Genomic DNA, 15,293 nt, shown 5'->3' with positions numbered 1-15,293 from the left:
TTAAATTTATTGTGCCGTTCAGTTTTAATAAATTGAACGGCATTTTAATTTATAACGATGCCCATTATAAAATTATCACCGGCAGAACGCAGACGGCTTACGGCATTTACAACCTGTATTATACTGGCTGTGGTTGCCTGGGTGTTCGCTGTGCTTTCAACTCCGCATAATTTTACGGTGCCCAAAGTTATCGTTTTTAAAAATGCACCGCAGCGCCGGGCTTTTCACTCGCTACAGTCGGACACGGTGAATGCAACCGTACAGGGTAACGGCTGGCAAATGCTATTTTCGCGTTTTAACGATGACGAGAGTCAACTGACAGTTGATTTGCATACGCTTGATCAGCGCGATTATGTGGTACTCGGGTCGCAAATGCGCCGCATTAATGCCGCGCAACCCCAAAACCGGCAAATCATCGGCTTTGATCCGGATACGTTATATTTCGATTTCTCGAGCCGCAGGGTGAAAAAAGTGCCGGTTGAGTTAATTACTTCTATTGATTATAAGAAGCAGTTCGCGCAATCAGGAGATATTGTGCTAAAACCCGATTATGTAACGATTAGCGGGCCGTCGGAACTGATCAGCCGGATAACATCCTGGAATACCGATACCCTGCAGTTGGATAACGTGAGTGAGCCGGTAAGCAAGCAGCTAAAAATGCAATCGGTAAAAGAAGTGAACATGACGGTTTACCCTAAAACCATACAGGTAAAAATACCGGTTGATGAATTTACCGAAAAAACACTCGATATACCGGTTAAGGTTATCAATAATCCACACTACTATAACGTTAAGGTATTGCCGCAAAAAGTGAAAGTTACGTTCATGACTTCGTTAACCGACTACCCTGATATGGATGATGCCTTTTTTGAGGCAACGGCCGACCTGAGCTTGTGGGAGCAGAAGGGGTATCATGCCCTTCCCGTAAAAATAAAACGCACGCCCCCTTACTGCCGCATTGTTAAAATAGAACCGGCTGTAGTTGATTTCATTATAAAAAAATAAATGCTTAAGATAGGACTGACCGGCAACATAGGCAGTGGCAAAACCACGGTAGCCAAAGTATTCGAGGTATTGGGCATCCCGGTTTTTTATGCCGATGCCGCCGCCAAGAGCGTAATGGTTAGTGATGCCGAGCTGATTAAGGGTGTTAAGCAGGCCTTCGGGAGCGAAGCCTATTTTGCCGATGGCGCGCTTAACCGTAAACATATAGCCGATATTGTATTTAATAACGCTGATGAACTGGCACGATTAAACGCCTTGGTACATCCGGCAGTGTTTCGGGCTTTTGATGAGTGGGTGTTGCAGCAAACCAAAGCGGCGTATGTAATTAAGGAAGCCGCGATATTATTTGAGAGCGGATCATATAAAATGTGCCATCAAACCATATTGGTTTCTGCCCCGCTTGAGCATCGTTTGCAGCGGGTGATGCAGCGCGATGGTATAAGCAGGGTAGAGGCTGCCACCCGAGATGCACGACAAATGAGCGAAGAACAAAAAAGTAAGCTGGCTAACCATATTATTAATAATGATGGCAGCCGGTTAGTAATACCACAGGTGCTTGCCCTGCACCAGCAATTTTTAGCCGTAAAAGCTTGATGATATTGGATGATTTTGTGCAGTTTGATGCCAACGGCCTCTACTGTAAGTACGGTGGTTTTTACATTGACCCGGTGCAACCGGTTGAAAAGGCAGTAATATCGCACGCTCATGCCGACCATGCTGTTGCTGGCAACCGCGAGGTATGGTGTACTGTCGGTACACAGGCATTTATGCTGTTTCGTTATACTAAAAACGCGGCTAAGATTTTTAACGTCGCAGTATACCGGCAGCAATTTAACATATGCGGGGTGGCGATCACTTTTATACCGGCCGGCCACATGCTGGGTTCGGCCCAGGTGTTAATGGAATACCAAGGCACCACTTACCTGTATACCGGTGATTTTAAATTACAAGCCGATGCCACTTGTGAGCCTTTAGAATGGGTTAAAGCTGATGTATTGATTACCGAGAGCACCTTTGCCAACCCGGCAACGCAGCATCCTGATCCGGTGCTGGAAATTAGCAAGCTAAATGACATCAAAATAAATATACTGCTTGGCGCTTATGGCCTGGGTAAAAGCCAACGATTGATCAGGTTAATTAATGATCATGCTCCGCAGAAAGCAGTATTGGTACACCACCGTATTATGCCGCTCAACTTGGTTTACGAAAAAGCAGGTTATGCCTTGGGGAAATATCAGCTGTACAACCGAAAACTGATGAAAAATCAGCAGGAGTACGTTTACATTGTGCCGCCATTTACGTTTGATAGTTATATAAGAGCCACGGGTGTAAAACGCCTTTTTGCATCGGGATGGAAAAACCTGCAGGTAAACAGCCAGGATACCCTTTACATATCTGATCATGCTGACTGGAACGATATACTGGAGATGATTAAACAAGTGCAGCCAACCCAGATTTGGACCCTGCATGGCGATGGTAAACATCTGCGCGAGCACTTTAACGATACCTTGTTTGTAAAGCTTTTAAACTAATGCTTAAAGAGGGTTTAGATTATTATTTTAATGCCGACGGTTTAATGGTATTCACAAAAGAATATCACCAAAAACGCGGTTATTGCTGTAAAAACCAATGTTTACATTGCCCGTGGAACTATCGGACGGAAAAACAATATACGCAAATTAAAAAATAATAAACATATTTGCCTTTTAGGCATTTATATACACTATGCGAATAGAGGACGAGATACAAAGTACTAAGTTTGAGGATAATTACCATAAGGTAATCATAAATGTTGCATACACGCAAAGCTGGCTGAGCAACTACTCGCGCCCGCATTTTGAAAAGTATAATCTCACTACGCAGCAGTTTAATATACTACGTATTTTGCGCGGGCAGTACCCAAAACCTGCAACAGTCAACCTGCTGAAAGAACGTATGATCGACAAGATGTCTGACGCGTCTCGCATAGTCGACCGTTTGGTGCAAAAAGGACTGGTATCACGCTGTACTAACTCAAAGGACAGGCGCGCGGTAGATATCCAGATCAGTCAGCAAGGTTTGGATATACTGGCTAAAATGGACGTGGAATTTAAATCAAAAGACCTTTTAAAAGATCATCTTACCGAGGAAGAGGCCGCCCAGTTAAGTGATTTGCTGGATAAGTTAAGAGGATAATACTGCTACAATAAAAATCCGCCTAAAGCTATACCAATACCTAACAATACGGCTATCATTTTGCGCAGGTTAAATTTATGATCAGCGCTTGATTCAAACAGGATAGTAGTTGATATATGCAAAAATATACCGATTACTAAACCCATGATCCGGTTAAAGTATTGCTGCAGGTTGCCTATACCGCCGTTGCTCAGTGAATTGCTAAATATGTAGCCGGCAGGCGTCATGAGTGCAAATAACAGCACAAAAAATACAATTCGGCTTTTGCTTTGGTTGTGCGCCAGTAACACGCTGCCCAGGGCGAACGAAGCCGGGATGTGGTGCAGGGCAATACCAAAAACCAATTCATGCTGGTGCCCTTCGGCAATAGGCATACCCTCTAAAAACGCGTGAACGCACAGGCTGAGCATTATACCGAAAGGAAATGCGGCATGATCGTGCGCGTGTTTATGTATGTGCCCATGTTCAATACCGTCCGAAAACTGCTCGAGGATGATCTGGAACAGAAAGCCGATCAGGATGAAAACGCCTACCATGTTATCATCGCCGTGATAAGCGTCGGGTATTAAATGTAGAACCGTTATGCCGAATAAATAAGCGCCGCTAAAGGCCAATACCAGCTTAAGGAATTTATGATTTCCGCCTTTAAATAAAAAAACAGCCGTGCCGCCTAAAAAGGCACTAAAAAAAAGGAGTAAAAGTTGCAGGTTGCTCATTTATGATATCAGAAGCCGGGTTGAAATTTTTTAAACAGTTGTGCAATGCCAAAGCCAACAATTAGGCCGAAAAGCGCGCCGCCCATTACATCAATAGGGAAATGGACGCTTACATATACCTGCGCAAAGCAAATGCTTGCCGCCCATAGCATACTTACCCACCATATCCATCGCCAGCGGCGACTAAAAACCATGCTTATAAAGGCTGCCATAGCAAAATGATCGCTGGCATGGGTGGATGGGAAGCTATAGCCGGATCCGCATCGAACACGTGGAATATCTTTTTCGGCGGTAACAGGATCGCGGCAGGGGCGTACCCTTTGTATAGCGGGTTTGATGATGCTCGCGCTCACAAAATCAGCAACGCCGGCGCTTGCTGCCAGCATTAAAACGATGATTATGCCCACTTTACGATATTTATAGATGCAAAAACCGATAATAAATATGTACAGCGGTATCCAGAAACGGGCGTTACGCAAAAGTGGCATCAGCCAGTCGAAAAAAGGGTTCGATAGGTCGTGATTAATAAAGTAGAATAAATGCCGGTCGAGTTGTAAAAGTTGTTCGGGCATCAGGTTGTTGTTAGCGCCAATTTTTGCGAGTGCAAATATAGCCATTAAATTGTCGGTTAAAACAACGTGGGCATTACATTGTGTCAGCTAAATATAATTACTTTTGCGCCAAACTTTATTTGCATTGACACTAATCAAATCAATAAGCGGCATCAGAGGTACTATCGGTGGATTGGCCGGCGAGGCGCTAACGCCGTTGGATATCGTAAAATTCACCTCGGCGTATGGTAGCTGGGCGGTAAAAAAATCAGGCATCAACAAGATCGTCATTGGCCGTGATGCCCGCATCTCGGGCGAAATGGTGAGCAGCCTGGTAACCGGCACCCTGCAAGGCCTGGGTATCGACGTAATAGACCTTGGCTTGAGCACCACCCCAACGGTAGAAGTAGCCGTACCGCTGGAAAAAGCCGCAGGCGGCATCATCCTGACCGCGAGCCACAACCCCAAACAATGGAACGCCCTGAAACTGCTGAACGACAAAGGCGAGTTTATCAGCGATGCTGATGGCAAGGAAGTACTGGACATCGCCGAAGCCAGCGATTTTATTTATGCCGATGTAGACAGCCTGGGCAAGGTAACGCAGGACGACAGCTACCTTCAAAAACACATTGACCTGATACTGAACCTGCCGTTGGTAGACAAAGAAGCCATTAAGCAAGCTAACTTCAAAATAGCGGTAGACTGCGTAAACTCCACAGGCGGTATCTATGTACCGGCACTGCTGAAAGCATTAGGCGTAGAAACCATTTACGAACTGTATACCGAACCTAACGGACACTTTCCCCATAATCCCGAGCCATTGCCCGAAAACCTGACGGCGATAGCCGAAACAGTAAAGGAAAACAAAGCCGACCTGGGTATTGTGGTAGACCCGGATGTAGACAGGCTGTGCTTTGTAAATGAGGACGGCAGCATGTTCGGTGAAGAATACACCCTGGTAGCTGTGGCCGATTATATACTAAAACATACCCCGGGCAATACAGTATCCAACCTGTCATCAACCAGAGCGTTAAGAGATGTGACCGAAACCCAAAACGGCAATTACACAGCTGCCGCGGTAGGCGAAGTGAACGTAGTGAACAAGATGAAGGAAACCAATGCCATCATCGGCGGTGAAGGTAATGGCGGAGTGATCTATCCGGAATTGCACTATGGCAGGGATGCACTGGTGGGCATCGCCCTGTTTCTGACGCATTTGGCAAAGGAGAAGAAAACCATCTCTGAACTCAGGAAAACCTACCCGGAATACTATATCTCCAAAAATAAGATAGAGTTACAGGCAGGTATGGATATCGACGGATTGCTGAAACAAGTAGAGGAAAAGTACAAGGATCAACCTTACAGCACCATAGACGGGTTGAAGATAGAATTCGGTAAAGAATGGGTACATTTGCGCCGGTCGAACACCGAGCCGATCATCCGCATTTATTCAGAGTCAACCAGCGAGGCAGCAGCAACTGCTTTGGCTGAACGACTGATTGCTGATATGAAGGCGATTTTAAAGATATCGTAAGGTATTGTACGGTATATTTGCCGTGTAAAAGGACGTAAACAACCGTGAGCGGAGCGATCTGCCCACACATAACTGATCAACATAATGCGTGTTTATTTTGATAACGCGGCCACCACGCCGCTTGACCCTGAAGTATTAAAAGAAATGTACAAGGTGATGGAAGGCCAGTTTGGCAACCCGTCATCCATACATGCACATGGCCGTGAAGCGCGTACCCTTATCGAACGCGCGCGGAAAACTATCGCCAATTTATTGCACACCTCACCCGCCGAAATATTTTTTACCAGTGGCGGCACCGAGGCTGATAATACAGCAATTAAGTGCGGCATTGTTGATCATGGTTTAAAGCACGCCATTACCAGCAGGCTGGAGCACCATGCGGTGTTGCATACCCTCGAGGCGATGGAGAAAACAGGCATCATTAAACTAAGTTATGTTGATACCGACCATAAGGGTAATATTGATTATGCCCACTTGGAAAAGCTGTTACAGGATAACGAACGCAGCTTTGTATCGCTGATGCATGCCAACAATGAGATAGGTACACTTACAGATATTGAGCGTGTTGGCGACTTGTGTGAGCAATACAATGCTCTTTTTCATAGTGATACCGTGCAAACCATGGGGCATTTTACGCATGATTTAAGCAAGCTGAAAGTACACTTTTTGGTGTGTTCGGCGCACAAACTGCATGGGCCAAAGGGTGTAGGCTTTTTACATATCAATCATCGTATTAAAATAAAGCCCATGATACACGGCGGCTCGCAGGAGCGTAATATGCGCGGCGGTACCGAGAATGTTTACGGTATTGCAGGTTTAGCCAAATCGCTTGAATTGGCTTATGCCGAAATGGAGGAGCACCGCGCGCATGTGCAGGGTATTAAAACTTACATGATAGAGCAACTGAAAGCAGAGATACCGGGAATAGGTTTTAACGGAGAGATTGATCCGGACAAAAGCTTATATACTGTTCTAAATGTATCTTTCCCTGAAATGGAAATGGCCGATATGTTGTTATTTAACCTGGATATTGCCGGTATATCCGCATCAGGTGGTAGTGCCTGCAGCTCGGGTACTGATATCGGTTCGCATGTGCTAGGGGCTATCGGTGCCAATCCGTCACGCGCTTCGGTCAGGTTCTCTTTCTCCAAGTACAGCACAAAGGACGAAGTTGATTACACGGTGGCAAAACTAAAGGATGTTTGCCTGGTGAAAGCATAAAGCGTTTCGGGGTTATTAACAATCCTGCAAAGATTAATCATACAACGGCCGGTTGATTTCTTAAATAAAGAAAACAATCGGCCTTTTTTATAGGTTACTTAATTAGTAATTAAAATTGATAACCTATGATGACAACAAACGATATGGCCTGGAATGATCGGGATGATCAGTTGAGGCGAGAAAACGAAGGCGCTTATGCCGGTCAGGAATACTCAACTTCAGGTCGCGCTGTTGACCCTGATGAGGAAGAGCTTGACGAGGAGGATGAATTAGCTTTCGAGGATGAAGATGAACTGGATTCGGAAATTGAGGATGATGAGATTGACGATACCGACCCGCTATATGATGAAGAAGACGAAGACGACGATACTTTAACCGCGGGTTACACCAATACGCTTAGTGATGATGCCGCGTTTAACCGTAACTACGATGCTTCGGAAGGTAGCGAGTTTAACGAGGATAAGGATTTTGAAGCGCATTTAAATCCGGAATCGGTTGATCCTGATCCAAATGAAATACCTGAGAAGGAAGAGTCGGAAAATGAAGGTTCGGGTTACACGCCAAGCCGCGAGTACAGCGAGCCGCAGGAAGGTAACGATGCATCGTACAGTGAACAAAACGATGTAACGCCGCCCGAGCACAGGGAATTCCCGGCCGAGGGACCGGCAAAAACGGATTTTGAAGCACGTCCGCATGGCCGCACAACGGGGCGTATGTTAGGCCATGAACCAGGTACCGAAGGTATTTAGTAACACGATAACAATTAATATAAAGGCCGGTTAGTAGTAACCGGCCTTTTGTTTTGTCGTCCGTTTGTCATTCCGTAATCAATAGTAAAGGCGGGTTAAACCATCGGTATTCAACACAGTCATAACTATACAAACAACGATAGAACGTAATGAAAAAGTTGATATTGATGATGGCAATTGTAGCCGGTTTAGGTTTAGCGGCACATGCGCAAACAGAGGTTAGGCCACATAAAACTGCCCAGCAAAAGGCAGATATTTTAAGCAAAAAAATGCAGAGCGAATTAGCGCTTAGCCAAGCTCAGTCTGTTAAGGTGCATGATATTTTGCTGAAACAGGCTACCAGCGTAGATAGCTTGAAAGCGGCTAACAAAACTGCCGATAACAAGCGCCATAACCGCAAGGCAATAAAAGCGATAATGGAAACAACCGACAAGCAGATAACCGGTGTGTTAAATGCTGACCAGGTTAAAAAATATAACCAGCTTAAGGCAGATAAGGTGTATAAGATGCAGAAGAAGAGAGCCGAACAAGCTGGTAAAGTGCAAGGTTGATTTGATGTGGTAGATTGATTATGTTTAGTGAGAGAGGAGCGGGCGAAAGCCCGCTCTTTGTTTATATCAGGCTGTGCTTAAAATTGTAGTTAAGCAATTGCGGTACATTAACGCTGTCAACCTGTTTCCATTCATTCAGTTCATCAATAAACTTAGGTCTGGGTAAATCAGCTCTTTCAGCGGCATGGGTATAAAAGCTGCTCTTGGCCGGGTGTTCAGGTGAGGCGGCATTATAGATATGGCCAAAGCCCTCTCTTGTCAAAATAGCTTCGGTGATACCCAGGCAATCATCTAAATGTATCATGTTAATAGGTGCTTTGCCATTGGGCATGTTAGTTTTACCTGCGAAAAAGCGACCTGCATCCCGGCTAGGGCCAAATAATCCCCCAAAGCGAATAATGGTTGTAGTAAAACCGGACGCGTTTGTTAGCAGTTCTTCAGCAACAAGCAGTACCCTGCCCGATTCGGTTGATGGTTTTGGCGGATCCATTTCTGTAACCACGCCGTTATTATCGCCATATACCCCGGTCGAACTGATATAGATCACATGGTCAACAGTCGCGCTTGCTTTTGCAGCCTTTATTATGTTTTTTATCTGTGGTATATAGTTTTCGCCATTGCCGCTCCGCACCCTTGGTGGTATCGCTATCACCAATATTTTACTCTCAAAAAATAAAGGGTTTAAGGCGTTTTGTTCATCGCCTGCATCAATTAAAAAAGGTTCAATACCCTGCTCACGTAGCAATTTTAATTTTTCCGTAGAAGTGGTTGATCCTTTAACCGAATAGCCTGCCTTTACCAGTTGCCTGGCCAAGGCAAGGCCATACCAGCCGCATCCCAAAATACTTATTGTTTTCCCTTTACTCATAGTGGGTAAAGCTACTAAAGTAAGCGAATTGCTGATAATATTATTGTTATAGCTTTAAGTTGTTAACTGGACGTTAATTATCAATCTTTAAAATATAGTTTGTTATTAACGCCAAATTTGCAAATAACCAGCAGTTTTATTTGTATTTTGGTACCGCTTATAGTTGTGCAAAAATATTATGTCCCCTTTTTAATTTTTTTTGCCGCCATGGCCTTGCTGGCTACTGGCGCGTCGTTTGCAATGGCACAAGTTGCTAATGATAGCCTGGTAAAAAAAATAAAGACAATTAAAAACCCCGACTCCGCTTTAGCATACGCCGACGCGCAGATAAACCTGGCCAAACGAAATAAGGATAAGTCGCTTGAAGGCCGCGCGTTGTATGGAAAATCGTACCGCTTGTACATGAATGGTGATGAACTCGGTGCACTCGATCTTGCCCGCAAAGCCCATAAGCTGGTAACTCCGCGCGACTCATTCGTCTACATAAAATCTGCAACGATGATGGCCTATATGCTTGGCCGTCATAATGGCGAGTTAGATGCTTTAAAAATAGCTTTCGGGGCGCTTAAGGTTGCCGAAGCAAACAGGTGGAAACGCCTGGGCGCTGACTGCCATATTTGTATTGCCGATATTTACCGATCGATGGATCGCCCGTCGCAGGCGCTTAACCATGCGCAGCAGGCCGCCGTTGATATGAAGCTTTCGAAAGATACTTCCATGTATATTATCGCGCTAAGCACATTATCAAACATATACTCTCAACGGAACTTCCAAACCAGGTACAACACTATTAAGGCGGTTGAGTATATGGAGTTAATATTAAAAAAGCCGTATGCTGATAAACTTACCAACTTTGAGCGTGCGCGATACCTGAGCAACCTGGGGCGCCTGTACGAAATGCAGAAGCGGTTTGATAAAGCAAGCATAGTTTTACTTGAGGCTATTGATATTTGCGAGCGTGAAAACTATCCGGCCATAGCCAAGCACGCCTTAAACGAGATGGCGACCTTACGTAACGATCAGGGCCGCTACCAGGAAAGCATAGAGTTTTCAAAACGTGCGTTAGCTCTACAAACCGATGAGCAAACCAGCAGGTTGATGCAGCGCAATATTTATAACCGGCTGAGCGACTCATACGAGGGCTTGAAGAACTATAAAGAAGCATTAAAGTATTACAAGCTCTATCGAGATATAAGTGACACCATAACGAGCCTCGGCCTAACTAATGCGGCAACCGAACTGAACGAAAAATACAAGCTTGATAAGCGGCTGCTGCTTGAGGAAGCTAAATCAAAACTGGCCAGGCAACAGCGTAACTTTAGCGTAATTATAGTGTTTATCGTAGTTATCGGGTTTGTTATAGTATACAGGTGGTATTATTTTAAACGGCAACGCGAAGCTAAATTGTTGGCTAAGGAGCATAAGCAGCTCGCACGGCTCGATGCTATGAAGACGAGCTTTTTCGCTAACATCAGCCATGAGTTACGCACCCCGTTAACGTTGATTATGGGGCCGCTTGATGTGCTGGTTAACCAGCAGATTTTAAATGAAGAAAAGCGAAGGATGCATCTTGAAACCGTTTGGCGTAACAGTAAAAAGTTGCTGGGCATGGTTAATGAGTTGCTTGATCTGGGTAAGATAGAAGCCGGTAATTTGCCCATTCGGTTGCAAAAACTGCAACTGCTCCCTTTTGTGCGCATGCTTTACCAGGGATTTGCATCAGCCGCAGAGCATCGGCAAATACGCTACTCAATAATCTGCAGTATCGATAAGGATATGATGGTGGAGATTGACCGTGAAAAATTGGAGAAGATCATCAATAACCTCATATCAAACGCGGTAAAATTTACGCCTGCAAACGGTTCCATCTATGTAAATGCCGTTGCGAAAGCAGGGCAGTTTGAATTCACAGTGGCTAACACCGGTACAGGCATTCACCCCGATGACTTAAAGAATATTTTTGACCGCTATTATCAGGGGAATAAAGTTACGGCAGAAGGCGGTACAGGCATTGGTCTGGCAATCTCGCGTGAATTTACCGAACTGCTTGGTGGTAAAATTGAAATAGATAACGAGTGGGGTAAGGGTGTAGTATTCAAGGTAAACCTTCCTCTAAAGGTTGTTGATGAAATGCCTAAGCAAGATGATGCCGGTGTATCTGAAATTGAGGAAGAGGATTCACCTGTGGTACAAGGGCAGTTTACCGTTATGGTAGTTGAAGATCACAGCGAAATGGCACATTATATATCGGCTGTTTTGAAGTCTGACTACCAGGTAGTAACCGTTAATAATGGTGTTGAGGCGCTCGCCAAGCTTGAGGGAATGACGCGAAAACCAGATCTCATCATATCAGATGTAATGATGCCCCTGATGGATGGGTTTTTGTTGCTGGAGCACCTTAAAAAACATGATGAATATCACCGCATCCCTGTTATAATGCTTACCGCGCTTGCCGATTCGCCTAATAAGCTTAAAGCGCTCACCATTGGGGTTGATGATTACATAACCAAGCCCTTTTTAAGCAGTGAGTTACTGGCTAGGGTAAGCAATTTACTGGGCAATGTTCTGAGCCGGACCGCCCAACCGGTTATTGCCGATGATGATGAAGCTGACGAGGTTCAGGACATGGCAACGTCTCCTGCGGATTTGGCCTGGTTGAACCAGGTTGAGCAGCTTATACGTAAACAGGTAGGTAAAGCTGATCTGAACATTGCCATGCTAAGCTACGATCTTAACATCAGCGAGCGGCAGTTAAATCGCCGTATAAAAGCTATAACCGGGCTAACGCCAAATAAATATATCCGGGTGATCCGTTTGCAGATTGCCCGTGAAGCCATCGATAGCGGAAAGTACCGTACAGTTGCCGAGATTTCGTACGCTGCCGGGTTTGAAACGCCTGCCTATTTCTCCAAGCTTTTTAAAGCTCATTACGGGCGCGATGTTAACGATATGTTATAGCGCTATCACTGTCTGTTTTGTTTTGCTTTGATTTAGTGTAAGTTAACGTAATATGTCGGTTTTGTTAAAAATTAAAATGGCAGTTATGTTAACGTAAATGTCCGTTTTGTTGGTAGGTATTTACCCACATTTGGGTATAAACTATAACAACTCAATTCGAATGAATATTTTAATTGACGAGCAAAATTTAACGAGTATGGTTATATCCCCTAAGCCGAGAGCCATTGTTGTATGCCCGCGATGCAATAACGATAATTGTGACCGTATTCCACGAAGCAAGATTGTGAAACTATTATTTGCCGATAACATGCGCCATTACAAATGTGCAAAGTGCTTTAAAAAGTTTTACAAATCCGGTCAGGAATAAAATTTCACCTTAAACCATCTTTATAAACTTAGGTACCCGTTCTTTATAGCGGTTTTAATGTGATGCTCTCCGGTAACGGAGGGCATATTTTTTAGTAAATAGCTGTTGCATCGTTGGGATGATTTTTAAAACTTTATTAAATTAACAGCATGAAATTAACTGACCTTTACTTTAAACCGGCCAAAGCCCTGGCCGCCGTCGGCGTTTTTGCCGCGGTTTCGGGCAGTTACGTATCCTTCGCCCAAACAAAGGATGCCATTGTTGATAACATTGTTAAGGAATCCAATCAAAACTCGCAGCTAAAAAACCTGGCGCACGAGCTGCTTGATGTTGTTGGCCCGCGCCTTGTTGGTACGCCGCAGATGGAGCAGGCGAATAAATGGGCAGTTGAAAAATACAAGAGCTGGGGTATTGCCGCCCGTAACGAAAAATGGGGCGAATGGCGTGGCTGGCAGCGAGGCATATCACATATTGATATGGTATCGCCGCGCGTGCACACCCTTGAGGCTACTCAACTGGCCTGGAGCCCCGGCATGAAAAAAAGCGTTACCGCTGAACTGGTGATCATTCCGGATTTAGCCGACTCAGTAGCATTTAAAAAATGGCTACCCGCGGTTAAAGGCAAGTTTGTTTTAATATCCATGATGCAGCCAACCGGCCGCCCTGATTATAACTGGAAGGAATTTGCTACGCCCGAATCGTTTGAAAAAATGAAAAAGGAGCGTACCGCCCAAACAGAAGCCTGGGCCGCACGGATACGTAAAACAGGCTACAATGGCCGAACGCTTCCTGTTGCGCTCGAAAATGCTGGCGCTGCCGGCGTAGTGATTAATAACTGGTCGGCAGGTTTTGGCGTTGATAAAATATTTGGCGCTTACACCAAAAAGGTTCCTACCATAGATGTAGCCCTTGAAGATTATGGTTTGTTGTATCGCCTGATCGAGTCGGGCCATAAGCCAAAGATCCGCGTGCAAACCGAATCAAAAGAGAACGGTGTGGTGCCAACATTTAACACCATTGCCGAAATTAAAGGCAGTGAAAAACCAAACGAATATGTAATTCTTTCGGCACACTTTGACTCTTGGGATGGCGGCACCGGCGCTACCGATAACGGTACCGGCACGCTTACCATGATGGAAGCCATGCGCATCCTTAAAAAGATATATCCAAACCCTAAACGTACCATATTGGTAGGCCATTGGGGCAGCGAGGAGCAGGGCCTGAACGGCTCGCGCGCCTTTGTTGAAGATCATCCTGAAATTGTAAAGAACATTCAGGCTGTATTTAACCAGGATAACGGCACCGGCCGCGTGGTAAACCTGAGTGGCCAGGGCTTTTTACATGCTTACGATTACCTGGGCCGCTGGTTAAGCAAGGTGCCCGACAGCATCCGTAACCATATCGAAACATCATTCCCCGGTGCTCCTGGCCGTGGCGGATCTGATTTTGCTTCTTTCGTAGCAGCGGGTGCGCCTGCATTTTCGCTAAGTTCGAACAGCTGGTCGTACGGTAATTATACCTGGCATACCAATCGTGATACTTACGATAAAATAGTGTTTGATGATTTGCGTAACAATGCCATGCTGGCCGCTATACTGGCTTACCTCGCCAGCGAGGATCCGGCTAAAACATCTAACGAGAAAAGCGTGATGCCGGTTAACCCGCGCACAGGCGAGCCAACTAAATGGCCCGATCAAACATCGCCAACCCGCAGAGGTGGTTTAGATTAAATTTTTAATTTATTACATATGCAGCAAAGGCACCGTGTGGGTGCCTTTGCTGCATATGTGCTTTTACTTTTTTGATGTGGCTACTATAACAATGCCACCTATTAGCAGTACACCACCCAGGTAGGGCGGCCAGCTTACGGTTTTCTCTTTATCTGCCGAAACTTGTATCGGCCCGGCATCTATTACCTTTTCTTTTTTGGTGTAACTAAAACCTGTCCATATCAGCATGGCGGCGCCTATTATAATCAGTATTATTCCGGTAACTCTGTTCATCATCTTTTGGTTTATGTAAGATGATAAGTGGCACAGGCCGCAAAATGTTTTATTTTTGATGACATGACCACTGCCTTTTGGCTCAAATACCGATCAACCTTGCTGTACGGGGTGTTACTGGCTCTGCTGCTTTTTTTGATGAAGTGGCTCGAGGTACGATTGCTCATTATAAACCATTTGTTTGAAATTTATGCTGGCTGTATTGCCGTACTTTTCACCGCCCTGGGTATATGGATCGCTGTAAAGCTTACCAGCCCTAAGGTTAAAACTTTGGTGATTGAAAAACGGGTGTTTATTGATAACGCCGCGGCATTTGTTTTTAATGCCGACGCCTTGCACACCACAGGCCTTAGCGCCCGCGAATTAGATGTTTTACAACTGATGGCGCAAGGTTTAAGTAACCAGCAAATTGCCGATCAACTGTTTGTTTCGCTGAATACCGTTAAAACGCATACCTCAAAGATACTCGATAAGCTGGATGCGGGCAGGCGCACGCAAGCTGTTGATAAGGCACGTAAGCTGGGGCTTGTTCCATAAGGCTCACTATTTGGTATGATACGGCGCGCTTTTAACAAAATCACCCGAAAGTATGAGT

The 15,293-nt window shown here is 45.1% G+C and carries 16 protein-coding genes; 12 read left to right on the top strand and 4 right to left on the bottom strand.

The window, feature by feature from the left end:
• Nucleotides 1-57: 57 nt before the first annotated feature.
• The 5 genes from ABD960_RS13110 to ABD960_RS13090 are packed head-to-tail and all read left to right on the top strand — an operon-like array spanning nt 58 to nt 3,180.
• Nucleotides 58-1,005: a YbbR-like domain-containing protein gene (locus ABD960_RS13110; RefSeq protein WP_345331610.1), complete on the top strand. Its 948-nt coding sequence runs from the start codon at nt 58-60 to the stop codon at nt 1,003-1,005.
• On the top strand, nt 1,006-1,599 hold the full coding sequence (gene coaE / locus ABD960_RS13105; protein WP_345331609.1) for a dephospho-CoA kinase: 594 nt from the start codon (nt 1,006-1,008) through the stop codon (nt 1,597-1,599).
• Nucleotides 1,599-2,537, top strand: coding sequence for an MBL fold metallo-hydrolase RNA specificity domain-containing protein (locus ABD960_RS13100; RefSeq protein ID WP_345332820.1), 939 nt, complete (start codon nt 1,599-1,601; stop codon nt 2,535-2,537). The genes coaE and ABD960_RS13100 overlap by 1 nt, the downstream gene beginning before the upstream one ends.
• Entirely contained in the window at nt 2,537-2,695 is a 159-nt protein-coding gene (locus ABD960_RS13095) for a DUF5522 domain-containing protein (RefSeq protein WP_345331608.1), read from the top strand. The genes ABD960_RS13100 and ABD960_RS13095 overlap by 1 nt, the downstream gene beginning before the upstream one ends.
• 35 nt (nt 2,696-2,730) lie before the next feature.
• Entirely contained in the window at nt 2,731-3,180 is a 450-nt protein-coding gene (locus ABD960_RS13090) for a MarR family winged helix-turn-helix transcriptional regulator (protein WP_345331607.1), read from the top strand.
• A gap of 5 nt (nt 3,181-3,185) precedes the next feature.
• Here the strand turns inward: ABD960_RS13090 and ABD960_RS13085 are convergent, their stop codons facing one another.
• On the bottom strand, nt 3,186-3,896 hold the full coding sequence (locus ABD960_RS13085) for a ZIP family metal transporter (RefSeq protein ID WP_345331606.1): 711 nt from the start codon (nt 3,894-3,896) through the stop codon (nt 3,186-3,188).
• Between the two features lie 8 nt (nt 3,897-3,904).
• Nucleotides 3,905-4,513 (bottom strand): phosphatase PAP2 family protein, encoded by a 609-nt coding sequence (locus ABD960_RS13080; protein WP_345331605.1) that lies wholly within the window; start codon nt 4,511-4,513, stop codon nt 3,905-3,907.
• 79 nt (nt 4,514-4,592) lie between these two features.
• Between ABD960_RS13080 and glmM the strand changes: the two genes are divergently transcribed.
• The 4 genes from glmM to ABD960_RS13060 all read left to right on the top strand — a co-directional run bounded on the left by glmM (nt 4,593) and on the right by ABD960_RS13060 (nt 8,502).
• Nucleotides 4,593-5,981, top strand: a complete 1,389-nt coding sequence (gene glmM / locus ABD960_RS13075) for a phosphoglucosamine mutase (RefSeq protein ID WP_345331604.1) — start codon at nt 4,593-4,595, stop codon at nt 5,979-5,981.
• An 84-nt stretch (nt 5,982-6,065) separates the two neighbouring features.
• A complete protein-coding gene (locus ABD960_RS13070; RefSeq protein ID WP_345331603.1) occupies nt 6,066-7,202 on the top strand; it encodes a cysteine desulfurase family protein in 1,137 nt (378 codons plus the stop codon).
• 125 nt (nt 7,203-7,327) lie between these two features.
• Entirely contained in the window at nt 7,328-7,951 is a 624-nt protein-coding gene (locus ABD960_RS13065) for a hypothetical protein (RefSeq protein ID WP_345331602.1), read from the top strand.
• Nucleotides 7,952-8,100: 149 nt separating this feature from the next.
• Nucleotides 8,101-8,502 (top strand): hypothetical protein, encoded by a 402-nt coding sequence (locus tag ABD960_RS13060; protein WP_345331601.1) that lies wholly within the window; start codon nt 8,101-8,103, stop codon nt 8,500-8,502.
• 61 nt (nt 8,503-8,563) lie between these two features.
• Here the strand turns inward: ABD960_RS13060 and ABD960_RS13055 are convergent, their stop codons facing one another.
• Nucleotides 8,564-9,370 carry an SDR family oxidoreductase gene (locus tag ABD960_RS13055; protein ID WP_345331600.1) on the bottom strand — a complete coding sequence of 269 codons (807 nt, stop codon included), beginning with the start codon at nt 9,368-9,370 and terminating at the stop codon, nt 8,564-8,566.
• Nucleotides 9,371-9,535: 165 nt separating this feature from the next.
• Here ABD960_RS13055 and ABD960_RS13050 point away from each other — a divergent pair, with 165 nt between their 5' ends.
• Nucleotides 9,536-12,328, top strand: coding sequence for an ATP-binding protein (locus ABD960_RS13050; RefSeq protein WP_345331599.1), 2,793 nt, complete (start codon nt 9,536-9,538; stop codon nt 12,326-12,328).
• Nucleotides 12,329-12,844: 516 nt separating this feature from the next.
• Nucleotides 12,845-14,425: a M20/M25/M40 family metallo-hydrolase gene (locus ABD960_RS13045; protein ID WP_345331598.1), complete on the top strand. Its 1,581-nt coding sequence runs from the start codon at nt 12,845-12,847 to the stop codon at nt 14,423-14,425.
• 63 nt (nt 14,426-14,488) lie between these two features.
• On the opposite strand, the gene ABD960_RS13040 is transcribed toward ABD960_RS13045, so the two are convergent.
• Nucleotides 14,489-14,701 (bottom strand): hypothetical protein, encoded by a 213-nt coding sequence (locus ABD960_RS13040; RefSeq protein WP_345331597.1) that lies wholly within the window; start codon nt 14,699-14,701, stop codon nt 14,489-14,491.
• Nucleotides 14,702-14,761: 60 nt separating this feature from the next.
• Between ABD960_RS13040 and ABD960_RS13035 the strand changes: the two genes are divergently transcribed.
• The gene (locus ABD960_RS13035; protein WP_345331596.1) at nt 14,762-15,235 is read left to right on the top strand and encodes a LuxR C-terminal-related transcriptional regulator; all 474 of its coding nucleotides are present in this window, start codon (nt 14,762-14,764) and stop codon (nt 15,233-15,235) included.
• Nucleotides 15,236-15,293 lie beyond the last annotated feature (58 nt).

Origin of the sequence: Mucilaginibacter defluvii (assembly GCF_039543225.1) — a bacterium.
In the GTDB taxonomy this organism is placed as follows: domain Bacteria; phylum Bacteroidota; class Bacteroidia; order Sphingobacteriales; family Sphingobacteriaceae; genus Mucilaginibacter; species Mucilaginibacter defluvii.
This window is presented reverse-complemented; position numbering and strand designations above follow the sequence as displayed.

Coding starts and splice junctions, on each gene's coding strand:
- ABD960_RS13110 (WP_345331610.1), top strand. CDS start 58: ATGCCCATTATAAAATTATCACCGGCAGAACGCAGACGGCTTACGGCA.
- ABD960_RS13090 (WP_345331607.1), top strand. CDS start 2,731: ATGCGAATAGAGGACGAGATACAAAGTACTAAGTTTGAGGATAATTAC.
- ABD960_RS13065 (WP_345331602.1), top strand. CDS start 7,328: ATGATGACAACAAACGATATGGCCTGGAATGATCGGGATGATCAGTTG.
- ABD960_RS13080 (WP_345331605.1), bottom strand. CDS start 4,513: ATGGCTATATTTGCACTCGCAAAAATTGGCGCTAACAACAACCTGATG.
- coaE (WP_345331609.1), top strand. CDS start 1,006: ATGCTTAAGATAGGACTGACCGGCAACATAGGCAGTGGCAAAACCACG.
- ABD960_RS13040 (WP_345331597.1), bottom strand. CDS start 14,701: ATGATGAACAGAGTTACCGGAATAATACTGATTATAATAGGCGCCGCC.
- ABD960_RS13060 (WP_345331601.1), top strand. CDS start 8,101: ATGAAAAAGTTGATATTGATGATGGCAATTGTAGCCGGTTTAGGTTTA.
- ABD960_RS13095 (WP_345331608.1), top strand. CDS start 2,537: ATGCTTAAAGAGGGTTTAGATTATTATTTTAATGCCGACGGTTTAATG.
- ABD960_RS13100 (WP_345332820.1), top strand. CDS start 1,599: ATGATATTGGATGATTTTGTGCAGTTTGATGCCAACGGCCTCTACTGT.
- ABD960_RS13045 (WP_345331598.1), top strand. CDS start 12,845: ATGAAATTAACTGACCTTTACTTTAAACCGGCCAAAGCCCTGGCCGCC.
- ABD960_RS13055 (WP_345331600.1), bottom strand. CDS start 9,370: ATGAGTAAAGGGAAAACAATAAGTATTTTGGGATGCGGCTGGTATGGC.
- ABD960_RS13070 (WP_345331603.1), top strand. CDS start 6,066: ATGCGTGTTTATTTTGATAACGCGGCCACCACGCCGCTTGACCCTGAA.
- ABD960_RS13035 (WP_345331596.1), top strand. CDS start 14,762: ATGACCACTGCCTTTTGGCTCAAATACCGATCAACCTTGCTGTACGGG.
- ABD960_RS13085 (WP_345331606.1), bottom strand. CDS start 3,896: ATGAGCAACCTGCAACTTTTACTCCTTTTTTTTAGTGCCTTTTTAGGC.